Annotated in this window: 24 protein-coding genes; 7 read left to right on the plus strand and 17 right to left on the minus strand. The window is 70.2% G+C overall.

From position 1 onward, the window contains the following. Positions 1 to 7: 7 nt before the first annotated feature. Both ABZ833_RS12500 and ABZ833_RS12505 read right to left on the minus strand, forming a co-directional pair. Positions 8 to 2,185: a hypothetical protein gene (locus ABZ833_RS12500; RefSeq protein WP_361044926.1), complete on the minus strand. Its 2,178-nt coding sequence runs from the start codon at positions 2,183 to 2,185 to the stop codon at positions 8 to 10. Next, positions 2,172 to 3,134, minus strand: a complete 963-nt coding sequence (locus ABZ833_RS12505; RefSeq protein WP_361044929.1) for a PP2C family protein-serine/threonine phosphatase — start codon at positions 3,132 to 3,134, stop codon at positions 2,172 to 2,174. Before ABZ833_RS12505 ends, ABZ833_RS12500 begins: the two co-directional genes overlap by 14 nt. Positions 3,135 to 3,488: 354 nt before the next feature. Here ABZ833_RS12505 and dapA point away from each other — a divergent pair, with 354 nt between their 5' ends. Continuing rightward, a complete protein-coding gene (gene dapA, locus ABZ833_RS12510) occupies positions 3,489 to 4,421 on the plus strand; it encodes a 4-hydroxy-tetrahydrodipicolinate synthase (RefSeq protein WP_361044932.1) in 933 nt (310 codons plus the stop codon). A 41-nt stretch (positions 4,422 to 4,462) separates the two neighbouring features. Here dapA and ABZ833_RS12515 read toward each other — a convergent pair whose 3' ends face one another. The 4 genes from ABZ833_RS12515 to ABZ833_RS12530 form a co-directional block, all read right to left on the minus strand. Continuing rightward, positions 4,463 to 5,059: a hypothetical protein gene (locus ABZ833_RS12515; protein WP_361044935.1), complete on the minus strand. Its 597-nt coding sequence runs from the start codon at positions 5,057 to 5,059 to the stop codon at positions 4,463 to 4,465. 160 nt (positions 5,060 to 5,219) lie between these two features. Then, entirely contained in the window at positions 5,220 to 6,209 is a 990-nt protein-coding gene (gene dapD / locus ABZ833_RS12520; RefSeq protein WP_361044938.1) for a 2,3,4,5-tetrahydropyridine-2,6-dicarboxylate N-succinyltransferase, read from the minus strand. Between the two features lie 135 nt (positions 6,210 to 6,344). Then, a complete protein-coding gene (locus ABZ833_RS12525) occupies positions 6,345 to 6,890 on the minus strand; it encodes a TetR family transcriptional regulator (protein ID WP_249590635.1) in 546 nt (181 codons plus the stop codon). After that, positions 6,890 to 7,228 carry a multidrug efflux SMR transporter gene (locus tag ABZ833_RS12530; RefSeq protein WP_361044942.1) on the minus strand — a complete coding sequence of 113 codons (339 nt, stop codon included), beginning with the start codon at positions 7,226 to 7,228 and terminating at the stop codon, positions 6,890 to 6,892. The genes ABZ833_RS12525 and ABZ833_RS12530 overlap by 1 nt, the downstream gene beginning before the upstream one ends. A 118-nt stretch (positions 7,229 to 7,346) precedes the next feature. On the opposite strand from ABZ833_RS12530, the gene ABZ833_RS12535 reads away from it, so the two are divergent. Next, on the plus strand, positions 7,347 to 8,498 hold the full coding sequence (locus tag ABZ833_RS12535) for a hypothetical protein (RefSeq protein ID WP_361044945.1): 1,152 nt from the start codon (positions 7,347 to 7,349) through the stop codon (positions 8,496 to 8,498). Positions 8,499 to 8,572: 74 nt separating this feature from the next. On the opposite strand, the gene ABZ833_RS12540 is transcribed toward ABZ833_RS12535, so the two are convergent. The 8 genes from ABZ833_RS12540 to ABZ833_RS12575 all read right to left on the minus strand — a co-directional run bounded on the left by ABZ833_RS12540 (position 8,573) and on the right by ABZ833_RS12575 (position 15,119). Beyond that, entirely contained in the window at positions 8,573 to 8,908 is a 336-nt protein-coding gene (locus ABZ833_RS12540) for a metal-sulfur cluster assembly factor (RefSeq protein ID WP_160504340.1), read from the minus strand. After that, the gene (gene sufU, locus ABZ833_RS12545) at positions 8,905 to 9,375 is read right to left on the minus strand and encodes a Fe-S cluster assembly sulfur transfer protein SufU (RefSeq protein ID WP_160504341.1); all 471 of its coding nucleotides are present in this window, start codon (positions 9,373 to 9,375) and stop codon (positions 8,905 to 8,907) included. The genes ABZ833_RS12540 and sufU overlap by 4 nt, the downstream gene beginning before the upstream one ends. Before the next feature lie 16 nt (positions 9,376 to 9,391). Next, complete coding sequence (locus ABZ833_RS12550; RefSeq protein WP_361044949.1) at positions 9,392 to 10,648, minus strand: cysteine desulfurase; 1,257 nt, start codon at positions 10,646 to 10,648, stop codon at positions 9,392 to 9,394. Continuing rightward, on the minus strand, positions 10,645 to 11,409 hold the full coding sequence (gene sufC, locus ABZ833_RS12555) for a Fe-S cluster assembly ATPase SufC (RefSeq protein WP_361044952.1): 765 nt from the start codon (positions 11,407 to 11,409) through the stop codon (positions 10,645 to 10,647). The genes ABZ833_RS12550 and sufC overlap by 4 nt, the downstream gene beginning before the upstream one ends. 5 nt (positions 11,410 to 11,414) lie before the next feature. Then, entirely contained in the window at positions 11,415 to 11,732 is a 318-nt protein-coding gene (locus ABZ833_RS12560) for a bifunctional 3-phenylpropionate/cinnamic acid dioxygenase ferredoxin subunit (RefSeq protein WP_160504344.1), read from the minus strand. Then, positions 11,729 to 12,910: a Fe-S cluster assembly protein SufD gene (gene sufD / locus ABZ833_RS12565; RefSeq protein ID WP_361044956.1), complete on the minus strand. Its 1,182-nt coding sequence runs from the start codon at positions 12,908 to 12,910 to the stop codon at positions 11,729 to 11,731. The genes ABZ833_RS12560 and sufD overlap by 4 nt, the downstream gene beginning before the upstream one ends. Before the next feature lie 68 nt (positions 12,911 to 12,978). Then, positions 12,979 to 14,400, minus strand: a complete 1,422-nt coding sequence (gene sufB, locus ABZ833_RS12570) for a Fe-S cluster assembly protein SufB (RefSeq protein ID WP_361044959.1) — start codon at positions 14,398 to 14,400, stop codon at positions 12,979 to 12,981. Then, on the minus strand, positions 14,397 to 15,119 hold the full coding sequence (locus tag ABZ833_RS12575) for a metalloregulator ArsR/SmtB family transcription factor (RefSeq protein WP_361044962.1): 723 nt from the start codon (positions 15,117 to 15,119) through the stop codon (positions 14,397 to 14,399). The genes sufB and ABZ833_RS12575 overlap by 4 nt, the downstream gene beginning before the upstream one ends. Before the next feature lie 161 nt (positions 15,120 to 15,280). Here ABZ833_RS12575 and ABZ833_RS12580 point away from each other — a divergent pair, with 161 nt between their 5' ends. The 4 genes from ABZ833_RS12580 (at position 15,281) to ABZ833_RS12595 (ending at position 18,922) form a co-directional block, all read left to right on the plus strand. Beyond that, on the plus strand, positions 15,281 to 16,093 hold the full coding sequence (locus ABZ833_RS12580) for an AAC(3) family N-acetyltransferase (protein ID WP_361044965.1): 813 nt from the start codon (positions 15,281 to 15,283) through the stop codon (positions 16,091 to 16,093). Between the two features lie 46 nt (positions 16,094 to 16,139). Continuing rightward, positions 16,140 to 17,066 carry an ABC transporter ATP-binding protein gene (locus ABZ833_RS12585; RefSeq protein ID WP_361044968.1) on the plus strand — a complete coding sequence of 309 codons (927 nt, stop codon included), beginning with the start codon at positions 16,140 to 16,142 and terminating at the stop codon, positions 17,064 to 17,066. Continuing rightward, positions 17,063 to 17,851, plus strand: coding sequence for an ABC transporter permease (locus ABZ833_RS12590; RefSeq protein WP_361044971.1), 789 nt, complete (start codon positions 17,063 to 17,065; stop codon positions 17,849 to 17,851). Before ABZ833_RS12585 ends, ABZ833_RS12590 begins: the two co-directional genes overlap by 4 nt. A gap of 63 nt (positions 17,852 to 17,914) precedes the next feature. After that, positions 17,915 to 18,922, plus strand: a complete 1,008-nt coding sequence (locus tag ABZ833_RS12595) for a COX15/CtaA family protein (protein WP_361044974.1) — start codon at positions 17,915 to 17,917, stop codon at positions 18,920 to 18,922. Between the two features lie 12 nt (positions 18,923 to 18,934). Here the strand turns inward: ABZ833_RS12595 and ABZ833_RS12600 are convergent, their stop codons facing one another. From ABZ833_RS12600 to ABZ833_RS12610, 3 genes are all read right to left on the minus strand, one after another. Further along, positions 18,935 to 20,023, minus strand: coding sequence for an amidohydrolase (locus tag ABZ833_RS12600; protein ID WP_361044976.1), 1,089 nt, complete (start codon positions 20,021 to 20,023; stop codon positions 18,935 to 18,937). 92 nt (positions 20,024 to 20,115) lie between these two features. Continuing rightward, positions 20,116 to 20,463 carry a hypothetical protein gene (locus tag ABZ833_RS12605; protein ID WP_249590623.1) on the minus strand — a complete coding sequence of 116 codons (348 nt, stop codon included), beginning with the start codon at positions 20,461 to 20,463 and terminating at the stop codon, positions 20,116 to 20,118. Positions 20,464 to 20,558: 95 nt separating this feature from the next. After that, on the minus strand, positions 20,559 to 21,512 hold the full coding sequence (locus ABZ833_RS12610; protein ID WP_249593095.1) for a heme o synthase: 954 nt from the start codon (positions 21,510 to 21,512) through the stop codon (positions 20,559 to 20,561). Between the two features lie 388 nt (positions 21,513 to 21,900). On the opposite strand from ABZ833_RS12610, the gene tkt reads away from it, so the two are divergent. Then, on the plus strand, positions 21,901 to 23,994 hold the full coding sequence (tkt, locus tag ABZ833_RS12615; RefSeq protein ID WP_361044980.1) for a transketolase: 2,094 nt from the start codon (positions 21,901 to 21,903) through the stop codon (positions 23,992 to 23,994). Positions 23,995 to 23,998 lie beyond the last annotated feature (4 nt).

Genomic DNA, 23,998 nt, shown 5'->3' on the forward strand with positions numbered 1-23,998 from the left:
CCGTCGACTACCGTCCGGCCCATGGTGGCCCATACGGGGGCGAGTTGGCACTAGGGAGTGTGGCGCCGGACCCGGGGACCAGTGGGTCGGGGGCGTCCTGACGCGTGCGGTAGCCCTCCTGGAAGACGGTGGTGTAGACGTCGTCACCCAGAGCAAGGCGAGCCTGCTCCTCGCAGGTCCGCCGGGTGGCGATCCATTCGGCGACGCCGATCTGCGGTGCGCCGAGGGTGTCCCACAACTGCTGGGCGAGGCCGAGCAGATGGGCGGTCTGCCGGGCGTCACCGGCCGCGGCCGCGGCCGCGCCGAGGACGTCCAGGGCGATGGCCATCCCGAGCGAGTCGTCGAGGCGCCGCTTGGCGACCCACGAGGCCCTGCCGTGTTCGAACGCGGCCTGAACCCGGCCGCGGGCCAGCTCGGCGCGTGCGCACATGTAGTCGGCGAAGGCACGCGACCACTGCTCACCGTGCCGGTCGCAGTCGGCACGTACGTGCTCCATCACGGCGACGGCCTCGTCGATGCGGCCCTCGCCGATGTACACCAGGCTGCGCACGAAGCCCGCCGAGTGTGCGGGTTGGGCCAGTGGGGAGCACCGGTGCCGGTCCAGTACCGCCTGGGACAGGGTTGCGGCGCGTGCGTGGTCGCCGAGCATCACTGCCGCGATCGAGGCCAGGGTGTCCGCGCGGTCGGCCGTCGCCGCGCAGCCGAACCCGGCGGCCGTCGCCGCGATTTCAGGGGCTCGTGCACCTGCCGCCGCCGGCTCTCCCAGGGTGACGAGCACCATGCCCTCGGCCCACAGGGCCTTGGCGCGCTCCGGACACGGTTCGGGGTCGGCGGCGATGGCCTGTGCCAGGTAGTACTCGCCCTCCCTCGGGAACCCGCAGGCGTGCCAGAAGAACCAGAGGTTCCCGGCCAGCTCCAGGGCGGCGTGCCCCTCGGGCCGCAGCAGGCTGAGGTCCAGGGCGGCGCGCAGGTTGGCGTGTTCCGATGCCGTACGCGCGTACCAGGTGAGCTGCTCCGGGCCGAGCCACCCGGAGTCCGCCCGGTGGGCGAACGCGCGGTAGTAGTCCAGGTGCCGGTGGCGCAGGCGGTCCTCCTCGCCCAGTTCGCGCAGCCAGTGGGCGCCGTACTCCCGAAGCGTGTCCAGCATCCGGAACCGCTCCGGACCCTCGGGGCTCGGCAGCCAGTTGGCGACGGAGTTGTCCACGAGCACGCCGAGCAGCCGGGGGATGTCGTGACCGGGCAGGTGCTCGTCGGCGCAGACCGCGACGGCCGCCTCGGTGTCGAAGGACCCGGCGAAGACCGAAAGCCGTGCCCACAGCAGCCGCTCGGCCGGTGTGCACAGCTCGTGGCTCCAGCCGATCGTGGTGCGCAGCGCCCGATGCCAGGGGGGCGTCTCCCTGCCCGGTCGCGACCGGGAGGCCGGGGACGGCCCGGCGTCCGGCGTCTCGTCGGCGTCGTGCAGGACTCCGAAGCGGTCCGGCAGCCGCTCGACCAGTTCGCCGACGGGGATCTCGCCCAGCCGGGCCGCGGCGAGTTCGATGGCCAGAGGCAGCCCTTCGAGGAGCTGGGAAAGGTGTACGACATCAGCCCTGTCGGCGGCGGACACGGTGAAGCCTGGCACCGTCTCTGCGGCCCGTTCGACCAGCAGCGTCACGGCCTCCGACGCGTCCATGTCCTCCCGGCCCCGGGGCACCGGCAACGGCTCCAGGGTGAAGACCTCCTCCACCACGAGCCCGAGGCGGCGGCGGCTGGTGGCCAGGATCCGCAGCCCCGGCGCGGCACGCAGCAGGGCCTCGACGGCCATCGCGCACGTCTCGGCCAGGTGCTCGCAGGTGTCGAGCACCAGCAGCAGTTCCCGCTCGGCCAGGTAGTCGGCCACCACGTCGAGCATGGGCCGGGTGGACTGATCGGCCAGGGGCAGGGCTTCCGCGATCGAGTAGGCGAGGAGTGCGCCCTCCCTCAGCCCGGTCAGTTCCACCCACCACACACCGTCCCTGAACCGGGGCCACAGTCCGGCGGCCGTCCGTCGGGCGAGTCTGCTCTTGCCCACGCCGCCCACACCGGTCAGCGTGACCAGCCGGGACCGGCGGCACAGGCGTTCCAGCTGCTCCAGCTCGACGCTGCGGCCGACCATGCTGGTGGTCTCCGCCGGCAGGTTTCCCGGCCGTTGCTCAGTCGGCTCCATCGATGCGCCTCCCTGTTTGCGGAGTCATGAGCTGCTCATGGGTGACGGGGGAATCGTGGGTCCTGCCCGCATCGCCCGTGGGCGTCGCGCAGCGGGGCTCACACATGATCAGGGCCAGGTCGTCCTGGAGCGCGCCTCCGGCGTGGGCGGTCGCCAGGGAGAGCAGGGCGTCGAGGCACTCCCGCAGCAGGGGCTGGCACGCGGCCTCCCTGACCCGGTCGTCCAGGGGCAACATCGTCCCTCTCGCGTCGCGTGCCTCGCTCAGACCGTCGGTGTAGAGCAGCAGCCGTTCGCCGACGCCCAGCCGGGCCCGTTGCAGCTGGGGAAGCGGATCGAGCCCCAGCGGGGCCGACGGCCGGCCCGGTGTCAGCGGCTCGGCTCGCAGGCCGATGCGCAGCGGGGCCGGATGCCCGCAGTTCACCAGCCTCACCTCGCCCGGTGCGAACTCGCCGAGCAAGACGGTGACGAAGTCCTCCGGGCCGAGATCGCCGCTGATCCGGGCGTCGAGGTGGGCGGCCAGGTCCACAAGGGCGGGCGTGGTGCAGGCGCCCTCACGGAACGCTCCGACCGTGGCCGCGCACAGCGCGGCGGCCTTCGGCCCGTGGCCCCGCACGTCCCCGATCAACACCCGCGGCCCGTACGGCGATGGGGCCAGGTCGTACAGATCACCGCCGAGGCCGATTCCCGAGACGGCGCGGTACAGCGAGGAGAAGCCGACCCCGTCGACCTCCGCCCCCAGGGGACGCAGCACCGCGTCCCGCGAGCACTGTGCGACATGGATCAGCTCGGCTTCCCGCCCGACGCGGCAGCGCGCACCGTAGACGGCCGCACCACCGCCGACGACCAGCAGGAAGCAGTTGAGGACGACAGCGGCCGGGGAGACGCCGCCCGTCAGCCGCCACTCCGTGACGGCGCCGTGGGCTGTCAGGGCTCCGCTGGTGAGGACCACCCACATCTCCGGGGCCCACCACACCCCAAGGGCTTTTCGCCGAGCCGCAATTGCGCCCACCCCCTCACGTTCTGTGAGCGGGAGGTTAGCGGGATCTCCCCCTTGGCTGGTGGTGTGGGCCGGAGGTGCCGCGAAATGACAGATCAAGATCGGATGTCGCCACAATCTGTCACGGCATATGCCGGATGGGCGTACATCTGCGGGTGCTCCGCCGGTGCCGGGACGGGAGTCGGCGCAAGGGGACCACCGCCTCCCCCTGATAGGCCCTTCGGCGGCCACCTCGTAGCATTCCTGTCGAACATCTCGTAGCAGAATTAAGTGGAGCTTCAGCGTCGATGTGCCGACACTGCCTCCATGACCCCTCCCTCATCGACGCATCCCCCCTTCGGCCGCGCCCTCTGCGCGATGGTCACGCCCTTCACGGACGACGGTCTGCTCGACCTCGACGGCGCCCAGCTGCTCGCCGAGCGACTGGTGGCCGACGGCTGCGACGGGCTCGTGCTCTCCGGCACCACCGGTGAGTCGCCCACCACGTCCGACAGCGAGAAGGCCGCGCTCGTGCGCGCCGTCGCCGAGGCGGTCGGCGACCGGGCCACGGTCGTCGCGGGCGTCGGAAGCTTCGCCACGCGGCACACCGTCGAGATGGCACTTCAGGCCGAAAAGGCGGGCGCGGACGGCCTGTTGGTGGTCACGCCCTACTACAGCAAGCCGCCGCAGGACGCCGTCGAGGCGCACTTCCTGGAGGTCGCCGACGCGTCCGGTCTTCCGCTCGCGCTCTACGACATCCCGGGGCGCACCGGCACCCGCATCGAGCCGGAGACGATGCTGCGACTCGCGGAGCATCCGCGGATCGTCGCCGTGAAGGACTGCGCCTACGACCTGATGGGCACCCAGAAGGTCATGTCCCGCACGGACTTGGCGTACTACACGGGCTGCGACGAGCTCATCCTGGCGCTGTACGCGGTGGGCGGCGTCGGCTACATCAGCACGGTGGCCAATGCGGTGCCCCGCCAACTCCGCGCGATCATCGACGCGTTCGACGCGGGCGACACGGACGGAGCCCGGCGCGGTCAGCAACAGGCCATGGAACTCATCGAGTTGATGATGGGCTCGGGTCTTCCGGGCACGGTCACCTCCAAGGCGCTGCTTCGCTCGCTCGGTCTGCCCGGCGGCCCCGTCCGCGCACCGCTGCGGCCCGCCGGCCGCGAGGCGACCGACGGGCTGCTGACTGCGTACGAAGCGCTGCGGCAGGCGGACCTGGTGTCAGCGGGCGGCGGACAGGGGTGAGCTTGCCGTCGGGCGGCAGGCCCTCCTCGGGGCAGGGGATGTCAGCCCGCGGCGGGGAAGCCCCCGGCCTTGGTCCACAGGAGCGTGTCGCCGCCCCGGCTGAACGTGACCTTCTTGCCCCCGGCGGCGACGGCGATCTTCTCCCAGCCGTCGAAGTCCTTCGTGAGGTGCTTGTCCCACTTCGTCAGCGGGCCCGTGGCGACCGCGGCGACCGACTCGGTCGGCGGCTCGCCGTCGGCGCAGTACACGCCGAAGTCCCCGAAGGCCGCGACGGTGCCGTCCTTGGCCTTGAGCGTGATCCCCTGGCAGGCGTCGGTCTTCGTCTTGTAGACGAGTGCCGACTTGGACCAGCCCTTGGCCTTGGGGCTGTAGTCCTGCACGAGGAGCCCCTTGCCCTTCATGTAGTGCATCGCCACGCGACGCCCGTCGGTGAGCTTGACCTGGGCGTTGAACGGGCTCGGGCTCCCGCTCCAGGGAATGTCGCTCTTCTCCAGCGGATGGCTGTGATCGCCGGTCGAGATCCGGCTCGCCCCCTGCGCCGCCCCGCTGCCGACGCCCGCGCTCTGACCGCACCCGGCCACCAGCGCGAGCACCACCGTTCCACTGAGGGCCAGGGCCCGGACACCCGCTCGCTGCATGTCGCTCTCCTTCTCTCCGGCTCTCCGGCGCGACATACGCGCGCATGGCAGGGCAGCTTACGCAGGCACGGCGGCCTCAGGGGAGCCGCCGGGCCCGTCCGCACCACGCGAAAGAGCGCCCTCCGGGTGACCGGAGGGCGCTCTCGACAAGCGGAGGTGCTCAGTTGTTGCTGTGCAGCACGTCGTTCAGGCCGCCCCACACCGCGTTGTTCGGGCGGGCCTCGACGGCGCCGGAGACCGAGTTGCGGCGGAAGAGGATGTTCGAGGCGCCGGAGAGCTCGCGGGCCTTGACGATCTGCCCGTCGGGCATGGTCACCCGGGTCCCGGCGGTGACGTAGAGCCCGGCCTCGACGACGCACTCGTCACCGAGCGCGATGCCGACGCCCGCCTCGGCGCCGATCAGGCAGCGCTCGCCGATGACGATGCGGACGTTGCCGCCGCCGGAGAGGGTGCCCATCGTGGAGGCGCCGCCACCGATGTCGGAGCCGTCGCCGACGACGACACCGGCGGAGATGCGCCCCTCGACCATGGAGGTGCCGAGCGTGCCCGCGTTGAAGTTCACGAAGCCCTCGTGCATGACGGTCGTGCCCTCGGCGAGGTGCGCGCCGAGCCGCACGCGGTCGGCGTCGGCGATGCGGACGCCCTTCGGTGCGACGTAGTCCGTCATGCGCGGGAACTTGTCGATGGACGTCACGGCGAGGTGCAGGCCCTCGGCGCGGGCGTTGAGCCGGACCTTCTCGACGTCGTCGACGGCCACCGGGCCGAGCGAGGTCCAGGCGACGTTGGGCAGGAAGCCGAACTGGCCGTCCAGGTTCAGGCCGTGCGGCTTCACCAGGCGGTGGCTGAGCAGGTGCAGACGCAGGTACACGTCGTGCGCGTCGAGCGGCTTGTCGTCGAGGGACGCGATGACCGTACGTACGGCGACGATCTCCACGCCACGGCGGGCGTCCTGGCCGATCGCCTTGGCCGCGCCCTCGCCGAGGAGCTGCACGGCGCGCTCGGCGGTGAGCCGCTCGGTGCCGGCGGGGCCCGCTTCGGCGACGAGCTCGGGCGCGGGGAACCAGGTGTCGAGGACGGTGCCGTCGGCGGTGACGGTGGCGAGGCCTGCGGCGACGGCGCCGGTGGTGCGGGAAGCGTTCGTGTCGGTCATGGGGAAAACCTAACCGGCGGCGCGCCGCGCGGGCGAACCGGTCTCAGTGACCGGGCCGCGACGTGGAGAGGGCCGTGCCGCCGACAGGAACACCCGCGTACCGGCGCTCCGGCGGCGGCCCACCGTCCGCGGCGGTCAATCGCCCGCCGGGACAAGCCGGTTGAACACCTCGCGCGCGTACGCCTCGTCGTACGGCACGCCCGTGAGCAGCACCTGAAGACAGATCCCGTCCACGAGCGCGACCAGCGCCTGCGCGGTGACGGGGTCGGTGCGCCGCCGCAGTACCTCGGCGAGCCCCTCGCCGCACTCGGCGGCGACGGGCTTCAGCGCGGGCTTGCGCAGGGCCGCCAGATAGAGCTCGTACTCCAGCTCCAGCTCCGTGCGGTCCCCCGCGAGCCACTCCCCGAGCAGCGAGGCGAGCTCACCGGCGATGCCGACCCGCGTGTCCTCGAACGCGCCGCTCGCGGTGACCGCCTTGGCGAATCCCTCGTTGGCCTGCCGCAGCGCGGCCACCATCAGCTCGTCGAGTGTCTTGAAGTGGTAGGTGGTGGAGCCGAGCGGCACATCGGCCTCGGCGGCGGCCGAGCGGTGGCTGAGTCCGCCGATGCCCTTCTCCCCCACCACCCGGATCGCGGCGTCGATGATCCGCTGGCGCCGCTCGGGGTCGTAGCGCCGGGCCATCAATGTGCACCTCCGAGGTTGAGCACGACGACGCCCGCGATCACCAGAGCGATCCCCGAGATCTTGACGAGCCCCGCGGACTCCCCCATGAACAGCATCCCGATGGCGGCGACCGCGGCGGTCCCCGTCCCCGCCCAGATCGCGTAGGCGGTGCCGACGGACAGCGTCTTCAGGGTCTGCGCGAGCAGCGTGAAGGCGATCAGATAGCCCGCGACGGTGATCAGCGAGGGCCAGAGCCTGCTGAACCCTTCGCTGTACTTCATGGCCGTCGTCCCGGCCACCTCCGCCACGATGGCCGCGGCCAGCAGTCCGTATCCCATGCGTACGAGTGTACACAACGTTGCGTACGGGCGTACATAACAGCGGCGGGCAGACCGGCTAAGGTGACGCGATCACTGTGGGGGGCCACAGAGAACACACGCGGGACACCGCACGGAACTACGGAGCGCAAGAGCGATGTCAGACACATCGGGGTGGGGACCACAGGCGCCGTACGGCGGGCAGCCGGGGCCGTACGGGGGACCGCAGGGGCCGTACGGCGGGCCGCCGCCCGGATGGGGGTGGGCGCCGCCGCCCCCGCCGCCCAAGCCGGGCGTCCTGCCCCTCGCCCCGCTGGGCGTCGACCACGTCCTCGGCGGCACGTTCGCCACGATGCGGCGGTACGCGAAGCCGCTGTTCGGCACCGCGGTCGCGGCGTACGGCCTGCTCGCCGTGGTCATGGCCACGGCGGCCGCCCTCGCCTACCTCTCCGTACGTGAGCACTTCCAGGCGCTGAGCGAGACCGACGCGACGTTCTCCTGGGACCACGGCAGGCCGATCCTGATCGCGTTCGGCGCGGTGTGGCTGATGAGCATGCTCGCCACACTGGCGGTCAACTCGTTCATCCAGGCCTCGTGCGCGGCGACGCTCCACGAGGCGGTGCTCGGCCGCCCCGCGACGTTCGCGGCGGTCTGGCGCAGGGCGTGGTCGCGGACGCCGTCCGTGATGGGCGTGACCCTGCTGCTCGCCTTCATCCTGATGCTGCCGCTCGGCGCGTGCATGCTGCTCTTCGTCTCGTTCTTCGTGACGGTCATGACGCAGTCGGCGGCGCCGTTCGGCCTGGTCTTCCTGCTGTTGCTCGTCGTGACCCCGCTGGCCGCCTGGCTCTACGTCCTGTTCGCCTTCGCCCCGGCCGCCGCGTCCCTGGAGACGGCGGGCCCGTTCCAGGCGCTGCGCCGCTCCGTGCGCCTGGTCCGCGGCGCCTGGTGGCGCACGTTCGGCATCTCCCTGCTTGCCGGGTTCATCGTGGGCGTCGTGTCCCTGGCGGTGCGCATCCCCCTGCAGTTCGCCGCGCCGGACCCGCCCGTGGTGGACCCGGACGACCCCACCTCAGCGATCCTGTTCGACCAGCTGCGCTCCCAGTTCGGCCTGTACGCCGTGTTCACCCTGGTCGCCACATTCGTCACGCAGCTGGCCGCCAGCGTGTTCCTGCCCCTGGTGACCGCCGTGCTCTACATCGACCAGCGCATCCGCAAGGAGGGGCTCGCGCAGGCGCTCACGCAGGCCGCCGCCGAGGACGAGGCGGACGCCCGGCAGGGCGCGCCCGTGAGCCCGTCCCCGTCCCCGTAAGGAAGCGCAAACGCGGTTCGGCCCCCTGCGCACACAGCACAGGGGGCCGAACCGGCAGAACTACCTGTCACACCTCAGACGTTGAACCCGAGCGCACGAAGCTGCTCGCGGCCGTCGTCCGTGATCTTGTCCGGGCCCCACGGCGGCATCCAGACCCAGTTGATCCGGAGCTCGTTGACGATGCCGTCGGTGGCGGACTTCGCCTGGTCCTCGATGACGTCCGTCAGCGGGCAGGCCGCCGACGTGAGCGTCATGTCGATCGTCGCGATGTTCGCGTCGTCGACGTGGATGCCGTAGATCAGGCCGAGGTTGACGACGTCGATGCCCAGCTCGGGGTCGACCACGTCGTACAGCGCCTCGCGGACCTCTTCTTCCGAGGCCGGCTTGGTCAGGGTCTCGTTCTCGCTCATGCGGTCTTCCTCTCAGCGACGTCGTCGGTACCGAGTGCCTGCGCCGTCGCGTCCTTCCACGCCATCCAGCTCAGCAGAGCACACTTCACACGCGCCGGGTACTTCGAGACCCCGGCGAACGCGACGGCGTCCTCCAGGACCTCCTCCATCGCGTCGTCCGGCTCCAGCTTGCCCTTGGACTGCATCAGCTCCAGGAAGACTTCCTGGACCTTCTGCGCCTCGGCGAGCTCCTTGCCGACCAGCAGGTCGTTCAGGACGGATGCGCTGGCCTGGCTGATGGAGCAGCCCTGGCCCTCGTACGACACGTCGGCGATCGTCGACCCGTCGTACTTCACGCGCAACGTGATCTCGTCGCCGCACGTCGGGTTGACGTGGTGCACCTCGGCGTCGCCATCACGCAGACCGCGCCCGTGCGGGTGCTTGTAGTGGTCCAGGATGACTTCCTGGTACATCGAATCCAGCTTCACGTTCCCGGTCAGCCCCTCAGCCGAAGAAGTTCCGTACGTGCTCCAGGCCGTCGATCAGCGCGTCGATCTCGCCGGGCGTGGAGTACAGATAGAACGACGCTCGCGTGGTCGCAGGAATTCCGTAGCGGAGGCAGACCGGGCGGGCGCAGTGGTGACCCACGCGGACCGCGATGCCTTCCTCGTCCAGGACCTGGCCCACGTCGTGCGGGTGGATGTCGCCGAGCGTGAAGGAGATCGCGGCGCCGCGGTCCTCGGCCGAAGCCGGGCCGATGATCCGGAGGTCGGGGACCTCCAGGAGGCGCTTGACCGCGTACTCGGTGATCGCGTGCTCATGAGCGGCGATCTTGTCCATGCCGATGGCGGACAGATAGTCCACGGCCGCGCCCAGGCCGACGGCCTGGGAGACCGGGGGCGTGCCCGCCTCGAACTTGTGCGGCGCGGGAGCGTACGTCGACGAGCTCATCGACACGGTCTCGATCATCTCGCCGCCGCCGAGGAACGGCGGCAGGTCCTCGAGGAGCTCCTGCCGTCCCCACAGGACGCCGATGCCCGTCGTGGCCAGCATCTTGTGGCCGGTGAAGGCCACGAAGTCGGCCTGCAGCGCCTGCACGTCGAGCACCATGTGCGGGGCGGCCTGCGAGGCGTCGATGAGGACGAGCGCGCCGACCTCCTGCGCGCGGCGGACGATCGCCTCGACGGGGTTGAGCGTGCCCAGGATGTTCGAGACCAGGACGAAGGAGACGATCTTCGTCTTCTCCGTGATGATCTCGTTGATGTTGGACAGGTCGAGCCGGCCGTCGTCCGTGAGACCGAACCACTTCAGCTTCGCGCCCGTGCGCTGCGAGAGCAGCTGCCACGGCACGATGTTGGAGTGGTGCTCCATCTCCGTGATGACGATCTCGGTCTCGTGGTCCACGCGGTAGGGCTCGTCGGCCCAGCCGAGCATGTTCGCCACGAGGTTGAGCGACTCCGAGGCGTTCTTGGTGAAGATCACCTCGTCGCGGCTCGGCGCGTTGATGAACGCCGCGACCTTGTCACGGGCGCCCTCGTACAGCTCCGTGGCCTCCTCCGCGAGGACGTGCACGCCGCGGTGGACATTGGCGTTGTGCTTCTCGTAGTACTCGTTGAGCACGTCGAGCACCTGGCGCGGGGTCTGGGACGTGGCCGCGTTGTCCAGGTACACGAGCTTCTTGCCGTCGTGGATCGTGCGATCCAGGATGGGGAAGTCCTTGCGGATCGCCTCGGTGTCGAGGAGGCCCGGCAGCTGTGTCACGCGGATACGCCACCCTTCGTGTAAGCCTCGTAGCCCTCGGCCTCGAGCTTGTCGGCGAGCTCGGCGCCGCCGGACTCGGCGATGCGGCCGTTCGCGAAGACGTGCACGAAGTCGGGCTTGATGTAGCGCAGGATGCGCGTGTAGTGCGTGATCAGCAGGGTGCCGACCTCACCGGTCTCGCGGACGCGGTTGACGCCGTCCGAGACCTGGCGCAGGGCGTCGACGTCCAGGCCGGAGTCGGTCTCGTCGAGGATCGCGATCCTCGGCTTGAGGAGCTCCATCTGGAGGATCTCGTGGCGCTTCTTCTCACCGCCGGAGAAGCCCTCGTTCACGTTGCGCTCGGCGAAGGCCGGGTCCATCTGGAGCGTCTCCATCGCGGCCTTGACCTCCTTCACCCAGGTGCGCAGCTTGGGGGCCTCGCCGCGGATCGCCGTCGCCGACGTACGCAGGAAGTTGGAGACCGAGACGCCGGGGACCTCGACCGGGTACTGCATGGCGAGGAACATGCCGGCGCGGGCGCGCTCGTCGACGGACATCTCGAGGACGTCCTCGCCGTCGAGCGTGACGGTGCCCTTGGTGATCGTGTACTTGGGGTGACCCGCAATGGAGTAGGCGAGCGTCGACTTGCCGGAGCCGTTCGGGCCCATGATGGCGTGCGTCTCGCCCTGCTTCACGGTCAGGTCGACACCCTTGAGGATTTCCTTGGTGCCGTTCTCGACCTCGACGGTGACGTGCAGGTCGCGGATTTCAAGCGTTGCCATGTGCCTCAGGACTCCTGGGTGAGGGAGACGAGCACATCGTCCCCTTCGATCTTTACGGGGTATACGGGGACGGGGCGCGTCGCGGGGAGGCCGGACGGCTTGCCGGTGCGGAGGTCGAAGCTGGAGCCGTGCAGCCAGCACTCGATCTGACAGTCCTCCACCTCGCCCTCGGAGAGGGAGACGTTCGCGTGCGAGCAGATGTCGTGGATCGCGAACACCTCGCCCTCGGTGTTGACGACCGAGACCGGCGTGCCGTCGAGTTCCACCCGCTTCGGGGTGTCCTCCGAGAGCTCGCTCAGGCCACAGGCGCGTACGAATGTCATGCCGCGGACGCCTCCAGCTCCTCTTCGATCTTGGTGAGGAGGCGCTCTTCGACGTCGGGCAGGCCGATCTGCTGGATCAGCTCGGCGAAGAATCCACGGACGACCAGGCGGCGCGCCTCGCCCTCCGGGATACCGCGCGACTGCAGGTAGAAGAGCTGCTCGTCGTCGAAGCGGCCGGTCGCCGAGGCGTGGCCCGCTCCGACGATCTCGCCGGTCTCGATCTCGAGGTTCGGCACGGAGTCGACGCGGGCGCCGTCGGTCAGAACCAGGTTGCGGTTCATCTCGTACGTGTCCGTGCCCTCGGCGGCGGCCTCGATGAGGACGTCGCCGATCCACACCGCGTGGGCGTCGTCGCCCTGGAGCGCGCCCTTGTAGACGACGTTCGACTTGCAGTGCGGCTGGTTGTGGTCGACCAGGAGGCGGTGCTCCTGGTGCTGGCCGGCGTCGGTGACGTACAGACCGATGAGCTCGGCCTCACCGCCCGGGCCCGCGTACTCGACGCGGGGGTGCAGGCGCACGACGTCGCCGCCGAAGGTCACGACGACCGACTTGAAGGTGGCGTCGCGGCCGATCAGCGCGTTGTGCTGCCCGATGTGCACGGCCTTGTCGTCCCAGTCCTGGACGGAGACGACGGTGAGCTTGGCGCCGTCGCCCAGGAGGTAGTCGACGTTGGCGGCGAGCACGGCGTCACCGGTGTGGTCGATGACGACGAGGGCCTCGGCGAACGCGCCCACCTCGATGACCTGGTGCGCGAAGGCGGTGCCGCCCTCGCCGTGCACGGCGATCCGGATCGGCTCGGTCAGGACCGTCTCCTTGGGGACGGTCACCACCGAGGCCTTCTCGAAGGAGCTGTAGGCCTGCGCGGCCACGCGGTCGACGGGCTTGCCCGCCTTGCCCACGCGCGCGTCGTCACGGCCGACGGTCTCCTGGGTCACGCCGGCCGGGGCCGTCACCTCGACACGGATGCCGCCGGTGGCGACCGCCGTGCCGTCGTGCAGCCCGCGCAGGCGCTCCAGCGGCGTGAACCGCCACTCCTCCTCACGGCCGTGGGGGACCGGGAAGTCCGCCACGTCGAAGGACGGGGGCGCGCTCATGCGGGTGGCGACGGTGGACTCGGCGGCCACCGCGATGGACCCGGCGGTGGTGGACCCCACCGGAATGTTCTGAGCCTCAGCCATGGCTGTCGTCGTGCTCTCTCTCTGCGTAACTGCGTAAGAAGTCAGTCGCTACGGGGACGCGGCCGGTCTTAACCGACCGAGCCCTCCATCTGCAGCTCGATCAGCCGGTTCAGCTCCAGGGCGTACTCCATGGGCAGCTCCTTGGCGATCGGCTCGACGAAGCCGCGCACGATCATCGCCATGGCCTCGAACTCCGTCAGACCGCGGCTCATCAGGTAGAAGAGCTGGTCGTCGGAGACCTTGGAGACGGTCGCCTCGTGGCCCATGGACACGTCGTCCTCGCGGACGTCCACGTAGGGGTAGGTGTCCGAGCGGGAGATCGTGTCGACGAGCAGTGCGTCGCAGAGCACGTTCGACTTCGATCCGGCGGCGCCCTCGCCGATCTCGACGAGACCGCGGTAGGAGGTGCGGCCACCGCCACGCGCCACGGACTTCGAGACGATGTTGGAGGACGTGTTGGGCGCCATGTGGACCATCTTGGAACCGGCGTCCTGGTGCTGGCCCTCGCCCGCGAAGGCGATGGACAGCGTCTCGCCCTTGGCGTGCTCGCCCATGAGGTAGACGGCGGGGTACTTCATCGTCACCTTGGAGCCGATGTTGCCGTCGATCCACTCCATGGTCGCGCCCTCGTACGCCACGGCGCGCTTGGTGACCAGGTTGTAGACGTTGTTCGACCAGTTCTGGATCGTCGTGTAGCGGCAGCGGCCGCCCTTCTTGACGATGATCTCGACGACCGCGGAGTGCAGGGAGTCCGACTTGTAGATCGGCGCCGTGCAGCCCTCGACGTAGTGAACGTAGGCGTCCTCGTCCACGATGATCAGGGTCCGCTCGAACTGGCCCATGTTCTCCGTGTTGATGCGGAAGTAGGCCTGGAGCGGGATCTCGACCTGTACGCCCTTGGGGACGTAGATGAACGAGCCACCGGACCACACAGCGGTGTTCAGCGACGCGAACTTGTTGTCGCCGACCGGGATGACGGTCCCGAAGTACTCCTTGAAGAGCTCCGGGTGCTCCTTCAGCGCCGTGTCGGTGTCCATGAAGATGACGCCCTGCTCCTCCAGGTCCTCGCGGATCTGGTGGTAGACGACCTCGGACTCGTACTGGGCCGCGACACCGGCGACGAGGCGCTGCTTCTCCGCCTCGGGGATGCCGAGCTTGTCGTACGTGTTCTTGATGTCCTCGGGCAGGTCCTCCCAGGACGCCGCCTGCTTCTCCGTGGACCGCACGAAGTACTTGATGTTGTCGAAGTCGATGCCCGACAGGTCCGAGCCCCAGTTGGGCATGGGCTTCTTGTCGAAGAGCCGCAGGCCCTTGAGGCGCAGCTTCGTCATCCACTCGGGCTCGGACTTCTTCTGCGAGATGTCCTTGACGACGTCTTCGTTGATGCCGCGCTTGGCGGAGGCCCCGGCCACGTCGGAGTCGGCCCAGCCGTATTCGTACGTGCCCAGACCATCGAGTTCGGGGTGGGCAGTCTCCGTGGGGAGCGTCATGCGGGGTTCCTCCCGGCCGTGCTTGCGGATGCGTTATCTGTGGTCTGCGGGGTGTTGCGGGGAATGAACGTCGTGCAGACGCCGTCGCCGTGGGCGATGGTGGCGAGCCGCTGGACGTGCGTCCCGAGGAGGGCGGAGAAGATCTCCGTCTCCGCCTCGCAAAGTTGTGGGTACTGCTCGGCGACGTGGGCGACCGGGCAGTGGTGCTGGCACAGCTGCTCGCCTACTGGCGCCGTGCGGGCCGTAGCAGCGTACCCGTCGGTGGTCAATGCCTTCGCGAGAGCCTCCGTGCGCTGCTCGGCAGGTGCCGCGTCGATCGCCTTGCGGTAGGCCACGGCCTGGGCGGCCATCCGCTCGCGGGCGAATTCGACGACCGCTTCCTCGCCGTGCCGCTCGCTGATCCAGCGCAGGGCGTCGGCGGCGAGCTTGTCGTACGACTGGTCGAAGGCGTCCCGGCCGCAGTCGGTGAGCGCGAAGACCTTGGCGGGGCGGCCGCGCGTACGGGCGCCGTAGACCCGCTGCTCACGGGGCTCGACGACGTTCTCATGGGCCAGCGTGTCGAGGTGGCGGCGGACCGCGGCCTGGGTCAGACCGAGGCGCCCTGCGAGGTCGGCCACCGTGGAGGGGCCGTGGTCCAGGATGGAGCGCGCGACCCGGTTGCGTGTCGATCGCTCCCCGGTCGCGAGTTCCTCCTGCGGAGCCTCGCCAACGTTTTTCACAACGCCATTGTTGCGTAATTCCTCAGAGCCTGACAACCCGCGTCCGGATCACGGTCCGGTGCGCTGCATCACTTAGGCATACCTAAGCTGACCTGCGGGAATGATCACTGATCGATCAAATCGGTGGCGCTCGCAGGCCGGGGCCACCAGACTCCCTGACCATGTCGACACCCCCTCCCACCGGCCCTTTGTGCACGCGAGCGACCCTCGCGGCCGACCTCCGCGAGCTCGGCGTGAGCCCCGGTGAGACCCTCCTCGTGCACTCCTCGCTGAGCGCGCTCGGCTGGGTCTGCGGCGGCCCTGTAGCCGTCGTCCAGGCGCTGCTCGACACACTGGGCCAAAAGGGCACCCTGGTGGTCCCCACGCAGTCCGGCGACAACTCCGACCCGGCCGAGTGGGAGAACCCGCCCGTGCCCGAGTCCTGGTGGCCCGAGATCCGCGCCTCGATGCCCGCCTACGACCCGCGCACCACCCCCACCCGCGGCGTCGGCGTGATCCCCGAGACCGTACGGACCTGGCCGGGCGCCCTGCGCAGCGCCCACCCGCAGACCTCCTTCGCCGCGGTCGGCCCTCGCGCCGAGGCGCTCCTGGAGGGGCACGCCCTTGACTGCCGCCTCGGCGAGCGCAGCCCGCTGGCCCGGCTGGAGGAATCGGGCGCCCGGGTGCTGCTGCTCGGCGCGGGATTCGACTCCTGCACCTCCTTCCACCTGGCCGAGTACCGCCTCCCCGCCCCCGAGGCCGAGAACTCCTTCGCGGTGACGACCCCGCAGGGCCGCCGCTGGACGACCGTGCGCGAGACCTCCCTCTCCGAGGAGCGCTTCGACGAGCTCGGCTCGGACTTCGAGCGGGACCGCCCCGTGGTGCGGGGCACGGTGGGCGCGGCGACGGCCCGGCTCTTCCCGGTGGCCGACGCGGTCGCGTACGCACAGAGGTGGCTCGACACCCACCGCTCACGGGCCGAGTGGGCGGGCTGACAGCCCCCTGCCCGCGGCCCTCGTCGCCCTCTCTAGACTTCCCGCCATGGGAAATGAGTCCGTCGTCCAGGTCACGGGACTGGTCAAGCGGTACGGCAAGAAGACCGCGGTGGACGGCCTCGACCTCCGGGTCCGCGCGGGCACCGTCACCGCGGTCCTCGGTCCGAACGGCGCCGGGAAGACCACCACGATCGAGACCTGCGAGGGCTATCGCAGGCCGGACGCGGGCACCGTCCGCGTCCTCGGCCTCGACCCGGTCCGCGAGGCCGGCGCGCTGCGCCCCCGCATCGGCGTGATGCTCCAGTCCGGCGGCGTCTACTCCGGCGCACGCGCCGACGAGATGCTGCGCCACATGGCGAAGCTGCACGCGCACCCGCTGCACGTGGGCGCGCTGATCGAGCGCCTCGGCCTGGAGAGCTGCGGCCGCACCACCTACCGGCGCCTGTCCGGCGGCCAGCAGCAGCGCCTCGCGCTCGCGATGGCCGTGGTCGGACGGCCCGAACTGGTCTTCCTCGACGAGCCGACCGCGGGCCTGGACCCGCAGGCACGCCGGGCCACCTGGGATCTCGTACGCGATCTGCGCGCCGACGGCGTCAGCGTCATCCTCACCACGCACCACATGGACGAGGCCGAGCAGCTGGCCGACGAGGTCGCGATCATCGACGCGGGCCAGGTCATCGCCGAGGGGACCCCGGAGGAGCTGTGCCGCGGCGGCGCAGAGAACACCCTGCGCTTCTCGGGGCGCCCCGGGCTCGACGTCGGCTCCCTCCTCAAGGCGCTCCCGCCGGACTCGGCCGCGGCCGAACTCACCCCGGGCGCCTACCGCGTGAGCGGCACGGTCGACCCGCAGCTGCTCGCCACGGTCACCTCCTGGTGCGCGCAGCACGGCGTGATGCCGGAGAAGATCGCCGTCGAACGCCACACCCTGGAAGACGTCTTCCTGGAGCTCACAGGCAAGGAGCTGCGCGGATGAGCGCCGCCGGTACGTACACACCGAAGCCGGGCGCCGCCCCGCTCCCCCGCATGATCGCCGCACAGGCGGCGCTCGAGACGAAGATGCTGCTGCGCAACGGCGAACAGCTGCTGCTCACCGTCGTGATCCCGACGCTGCTGCTCGTGCTGTTCAGTGCCGTCGACATCGTCACTGTGCCTACTGAAACTGCGGGAGGTGACGGCAAGGCCGTGGACTTCCTCGCGCCCGGCATCCTCGCCCTCGCCGTGATGTCGACGGCGTTCACCGGCCAGGCCATCGCCACCGGCTTCGAGCGGCGCTACGGAGTGCTCAAGCGGCTCGGCGCCTCACCGCTGCCCCGCTGGGCCCTGATGGCGGCGAAGACCCTGTCGGTCCTGGTCACCGAGGTCCTGCAGATCGTGCTCCTGACGGTGATCGCCTTCGGCCTTGGCTGGTCGCCGCAGGGCAACCCCTTCGCCGTACTGCTGCTCCTGATCCTGGGCACCGCGGCCTTCTCCGGGCTCGGCCTGCTGATGGCGGGCACCCTGAAGGCGGAGGCGACGCTGGCCGCGGCGAACCTGGTCTTCCTGCTCCTGCTGGTCGGCGGCGGGGTCATCGTGCCGCTGGACAAGTTCCCGGAAGCGGCCCAGTCGGTGCTCGGCCTCCTGCCCATCTCGGCTCTCTCGGACGGTCTGCGCGACGTGCTCCAGCACGGTGCGGGGATGCCGTGGGCAGACCTCGGGATCCTGGCGGTCTGGGCGGTGTTGGGGCTCGGGGCGGCCGGCAGGTTCTTCCGCTGGGAGTAAGCGGCGTCACAGAAGCACCGGATACGTCCCCCTCGTGAAGCCGTGCACAAGCGGCCCCCTACGATGGTCCCCGTGCCAAACGTGACCCGAGCCGACGCCGTCTCCGCCGTGCGCAACCCGCTCGCCTTCATCGCCGAACGCTGGACCCCGCAGCAGCGGACCGTCCGGCACGCCGCCCTCATCTCGCTCGCGATGACGGTGTGCATCGTGGTCACCGGCGGCGCCGTCCGCCTTACCGGCTCCGGCCTCGGCTGCCCGACCTGGCCCAAGTGCACCGACGAATCCCTCACCGCCACCAGCGAGATGGGCTTCCACGGATTCATCGAGTTCGGCAACCGCATGCTGACGTACGTGCTGTGCGCGGCCGTCGGCTGGGCGATCATCACGGCCCGCTCGCAGAAGCCGATGCGGCGCAGCCTGACGCGGCTCGGCTGGATCCAGTTCTGGCTGGTCATGGGCAACGCCGTGCTCGGCGGCATCGTCGTGCTCGTCGGCCTGAACCCGTACACGGTCGCGGCGCACTTCCTGCTCTCCACCGCCCTGATCGCGGTCGCCGTCACGATGTGGCAGCGCACCCGCGAGGGCGACGGCGACGCGCGCCCGCTGGTCGGCAAGGCCGTGGCGCAGCTGGTGTGGTTCCTGATCGCGGCATCCGTGCTGCTCATCGCGGTCGGCACGGTCGTGACGGGCTCCGGGCCGCACGCCGGTGACTCCAGCGAGGTGCCGCGGATGGGCTTCGACTGGGAGACCGTCAGCAAGCTGCACGCCGTGCTCGCCTGGATCGTGGTGACGCTGACGTTCGCGCTGTGGTTCGTCCTCAAGGCGGTCGACGCCCCCAAGGGCCCCCTGCACCGCACCCGCGACCTGTTCCTGATCCTGCTCGCCCAGGGCGCGATCGGCTACGTCCAGTACTTCACGGACCTGCCCGAGGTCCTGGTCGGCCTGCACATGTTCGGCTCGTGCGTGGTCTGGATCGGCGTGATGCGCGTCCTGCTCTCGCTGCGCGAACGCCCGCACGCGACGGCGGAGGTCCCCTCCCAGAGCGGCGACTCCCAGCTGTCGGCGGTCTGAAGCACCGCTGCGTCAGCTCTCCGAAAGGCCGTACACGCGCCCGGCGTTGCCCGCCGCGATGAGCCCCGCCACCCGCTGCGCGTCCGGCAGCGACCACGCCCCCTCCGCGACCCACCCGCCGAGCACGCGCCCCAGCGCCTCCCCGAAGAGCCGCGCGCCCACCACGTGCAGCTCGGGAAGCCCGTGCGCGCCGCTGGAGAACAGCAGCTTGCCGAAGGGCGCCAGCTCCAGGATCTCCGCGAGCACGGCGGCCGCGCGGGCGCCCGTGCGCACCAGAGCGGGCCCCAGATCCGCGTACACGTGCGGGAAGACGCCCGCGAGGTCGGCGGCATTGCGGTGGTACGGATAGCCGTGCAGCAGGACCAGGTCGGTGCCGAGACCGGCGGTCGCCCGCGCGAAGCCCCCGAAGTACCCCTGCGGGTCGCCCGCCCCCGCGTGCAGCTGCAGCGGACGTCCCGACGCGACGGCGATCCACAGCAGATGTCTGAGCAGTACGGGGTCCTGGAGCGCGCCGCCCACCTGCCGCCGGGCGAGCCAGCGGTCCGCCGCGCCCCGCACCTCGCCGGGTCCCGGCGGTTCGGGGGCCAGCGCGAGAGAGCGCCGCACGCCCGCGACGGAGGTGAAGGCGACAGCGTTCGCGGCGGCCGCGTGCACGGACTCGGCGAGATTGGCCAGGAACGAGTCGACGGTGCCGGAGGTGTCGGCCACCTGTTCGGCCAGTAATTCCAGGCGGACGATCTCGAGGGCCTCCGCGTCGCCGGTGGACGCCATCTCGCCCGGACCCGTCAGATCGCCGGGCAGCCCCGTGTCCACGAGATACGTCGTGATGCCGCTCCCCCGCAGCAGCCGCCGCCCCGACTCCAGTACGCCCAGCTCGCGACGGCGGGCGAGGTAGCGCGCGGGCGTGCAGTGCGGTTCGAGACCGAGCAGCGGGGGGCACCAGCGGCGTACGGCGAAGCCCGTCTGGGTGTCGAAGAAGGTGGTGCCGGGCGCGGGAGGCCCCTCGCCGCGGCCGAGGTGGGCCTCGAAGGTGCCGAGGCCCAGCTCCGTACGCAGCACACCATGGCAGTACTGGTCCACCAGGGACGGCGTTTCGATCATCCGGGCTCCCTGTAGGCGGACCGTGCTCCTACGGTCCTAACGGGTGACCCGGGCGTCAGGTGTTGCTTTTGGCCAGTCTGTCCGCGGCGGGCTCAGCCGTTGCTCGGACCGCCGAGCTGAATGCCCGCCATGCGCGACCACTCGTAGGGGCCGGTCTTCACCTTGGCCGCGAAGTCGCCGTCGAAGTCCTCGTGGACCGTGATCCCGGCCTTCTCGACGGCGCTCTGCGCGATCGCGTAGGTGGGCGCCACCAGGTCGCCCCAGCCGCCGTCCTCGCCGACCAGGACGATGCGGGTGCCCTCGTGCCCGATGTACGCGACCTGCGCCTCGGCACCGCCGTGCGCCCGCGTGAAGGTGCCGATCTGCTTGGCCAGCTTGGCGGCCTTCCGCTCGGCGCGGGCGGCCTGCTTGCTGTCCTCAACCTGCTGCGTCTCTGCCATGAGCAGGATGCTACCGACGGGTAGATCAACTGGCGACGGGCGGGGCACGTGGCGTTCAACACCACGTGCCCCGCCCGTCGGCGAAGCCGAAACGCTCAGCGGAGGAAGGGGTCCACCGCGACCGCCACGAACAGCAGCGATACATAGGTGATCGACCAGTGGAACAGCCGCATCTCCTTGAGCTTGCCGCCCGTGACCTCGGCCTTGGCGCGGTTCTGCAGGCCGTGCGCCTCCCAGAGCCACCAGCCGCCGGTCACGAAGGCCACCACCGTGTAGAACCAGCCGGTGTAGCCGAGGGGCTGCAGGAGCAGCGAGACCGCGACCATCACCCAGCTGTAGAGGACGATCTGACGGGCGACCACTTTGTTCGACGCGACGACCGGGAGCATCGGAACGCCCACGCGCGCGTAGTCGTCCTTGACCTTCATGGACAGCGGCCAGTAGTGCGGCGGCGTCCAGAAGAACATGACGAGGAAGAGGATGACCGGCGCCCACGACAGCGAGTTCGTGACCGAGGACCAGCCGATGAGGACCGGCATGCAGCCCGCGATGCCGCCCCAGACGATGTTCTGCGACGTCCTGCGCTTCAGGATCATCGTGTAGACGACCACGTAGAAGAGCAGTGCGCCCAGGGCGAGCCAGGCGGACAGCCAGTTGACGACGAGGCCGAACAGCAGCGTCGAGGCGACCGCGAGGCCGACGCCGAACACGAGGCATTCGCGCGGGCTGACCATTCCCGTGACCAGGGGCCGCTGGGACGTACGGTCCATCAGGGCGTCGATGTCGCGGTCGATGTACATGTTGAGCGCATTGGCGCCGCCCGCCGACAGGTAGCCGCCCAGGCAGGTCACGAAGACCAGCCAGAGGTCGGGCACCCCCTGTTCGGCGAGGAACATCACCGGAACGGTGGTGATCAGGAGGAGCTCGATGATTCGCGGCTTGGTCAGCGCCACGAACGCCATGACACGGGCCCCGAGCGGCCGGTGGCTTGGGCTAGAGCTCGTCCCAATTGCTCCCGCTGGACGGGATTCAACGGCCGTCACGCACACCCCTGACAGAGACTTCCCAGCAAGCCGCGTCGGACGTTCAGACATGAAGATCCGGTAAAGGCTCGCGCGTACCACGCCACTGTAGACGTTGCCCATACCTCGCCCTTCGCGGGGGTGGGGTCGTGTTGAGCGGCGTGTTGGGCGGCCCGAAACACGGCCCGACACCCGTTCAGATGAGCGGTCCCGTACTCGTTCCGAGAGTCCAGATGAGCGGCTCCGAGATCACATGGTGAACACCGTGGATCCCTTTCGGGAGGCGGATACCGGCACACCCCGGCACTCTGGAATGACTCGAAAAAATGCACGTCTTTACAGCGGTAGGCTCGACATCGGCCGGTGGGATCTACATCGCCGGCATTCGACATGTGGAGAGGAGCCCTGACTCAGGGTGAGCACCAAGCCGACCACCACAGACCTCGAGTGGACCGAACTGGACCAGCGGGCTGTTGACACCGCCCGCGTCCTGGCCATGGACGCAGTACAGAAGGTCGGCAACGGCCATCCTGGTACGGCCATGAGCCTCGCGCCCGCCGCGTACACCCTCTTCCAGAAGGTGATGCGGCACGACCCCGCTGACGCCGAGTGGACCGGCCGCGACCGGTTCGTTCTCTCCGCGGGCCACTCGTCCCTGACCCTCTACATCCAGCTCTACCTGGCCGGCTTCGGCCTGGAGCTCGATGACCTGAAGGCGTTCCGCACCTGGGGTTCCAAGACCCCCGGCCACCCGGAGTACGGGCACACCACGGGCGTGGAGACGACGACTGGCCCGCTCGGCCAGGGCGTCGCGAACGCCGTGGGCATGGCGATGGCCTCCCGTTACGAGCGTGGCCTGTTCGACCCGGAGACCGCCACGGGCGAGTCGCCGTTCGACCACCACATCTTCGCGATCGCCGGTGACGGCTGTCTCCAGGAGGGCATCTCCGGCGAGGCGTCGTCGCTGGCCGGGCACCAGAAGCTCGGCAACCTCGTACTGCTGTGGGACGACAACCACATCTCCATCGAGGGCGACACCGAGACCGCGGTCTCCGAAGACACCATGAAGCGGTACGAGGCCTACGGCTGGCACGTCCAGCGCGTGGAGCCCAAGGAGAACGGCGACCTCGACCCGGCCGCCCTGTACCAGGCGATCCTGGCCGCGAAGGCCGAGACGGAGCGCCCCTCCTTCATCGCCATGCGCTCGATCATCGCCTGGCCCGCGCCGAACGCGCAGAACACCGAGGCCGCGCACGGCTCGGCGCTCGGCGACGAAGAGGTCGCGGCCACCAAGCGCGTCCTCGGCTTCGACCCGGAGCAGAACTTCGAGGTCGCCGACGAGGTCCTGGCGCACACCCGTGCGGCGCTCGACCGCGGCCGTGACGCCAAGGCCGAGTGGGAGAAGGGCTTCGCCGCCTGGCGCACCGCCGACTCCGCGCGCGCCGCCGACTTCGACCGCATCGCCGCGGGCGAGCTTCCGCAGGGCTGGGAGGAGAAGCTCCCGGTCTTCGAGGCGGGCAAGGGCGTCGCGACGCGTGCCGCGTCCGGCAAGGTCCTTCAGGCGCTCGGCGCGGTGATCCCCGAGCTGTGGGGCGGCTCCGCCGACCTCGCGGGCTCGAACAACACCACGATCGACAAGACGTCGTCGTTCCTCCCCGCGGGCAACCCGCTGCCGGAGGCCGACCCGTACGGCCGCACGATCCACTTCGGCATCCGCGAGCACTCCATGGCCGCGGAGATGAACGGCATCGCGCTGCACGGCAACACCCGCATCTTCGGCGGCACCTTCCTGGTGTTCTCCGACTACATGCGCAACGCCGTCCGCCTGTCCGCCCTGATGCACCTTCCGGTGACGTACGTGTGGACGCACGACTCCATCGGTCTCGGCGAGGACGGCCCGACGCACCAGCCGGTCGAGCACCTGGCCTCGCTGCGCGCCATCCCGGGCCTGAACGTGGTCCGACCGGCGGACGCGAACGAGACCGCGGTCGTGTGGCGCGAGATCCTCAAGCGCTACACCAAGGAGTTCGGCAAGGGCGCCCCGCACGGCCTCGCGCTGACCCGTCAGGGCGTGCCGACGTACGACCGCGAGGTCACCGAGGGCGCGGTCAAGGGCGGATACGTCCTGTTCGAGGCCGACGGCGGTACCCCCGAGGTCGTCCTCATCGGCACCGGCTCCGAGGTGCAGCTCGCCGTCGAGGCGCGCGAGCAGCTCCAGGCCGCGGGCGTTCCCACGCGCGTCGTCTCGATGCCGTGCGTCGAGTGGTTCGAGGCGCAGGACAAGGAGTACCGCGACAGCGTGCTTCCGCCGTCCGTCAAGGCGCGCGTGGCGGTCGAGGCCGGCATCGGCCTGACCTGGCACCGCTTCGTGGGTGACGCCGGGCGCATCGTCTCGCTGGAGCACTTCGGTGCGTCGGCCGACGGCAAGGTGCTCTTCCGCGAGTTCGGGTTCACCGCCGATCACGTGGCGGCCTCCGCCCGGGAATCGATCGACGCCGCTCAGCGCTGACGCC

The sequence above is a fragment of the Streptomyces sp. NPDC047525 genome, assembly GCF_040643025.1.
GTDB lineage: Bacteria > Actinomycetota > Actinomycetes > Streptomycetales > Streptomycetaceae > Streptomyces > Streptomyces durmitorensis.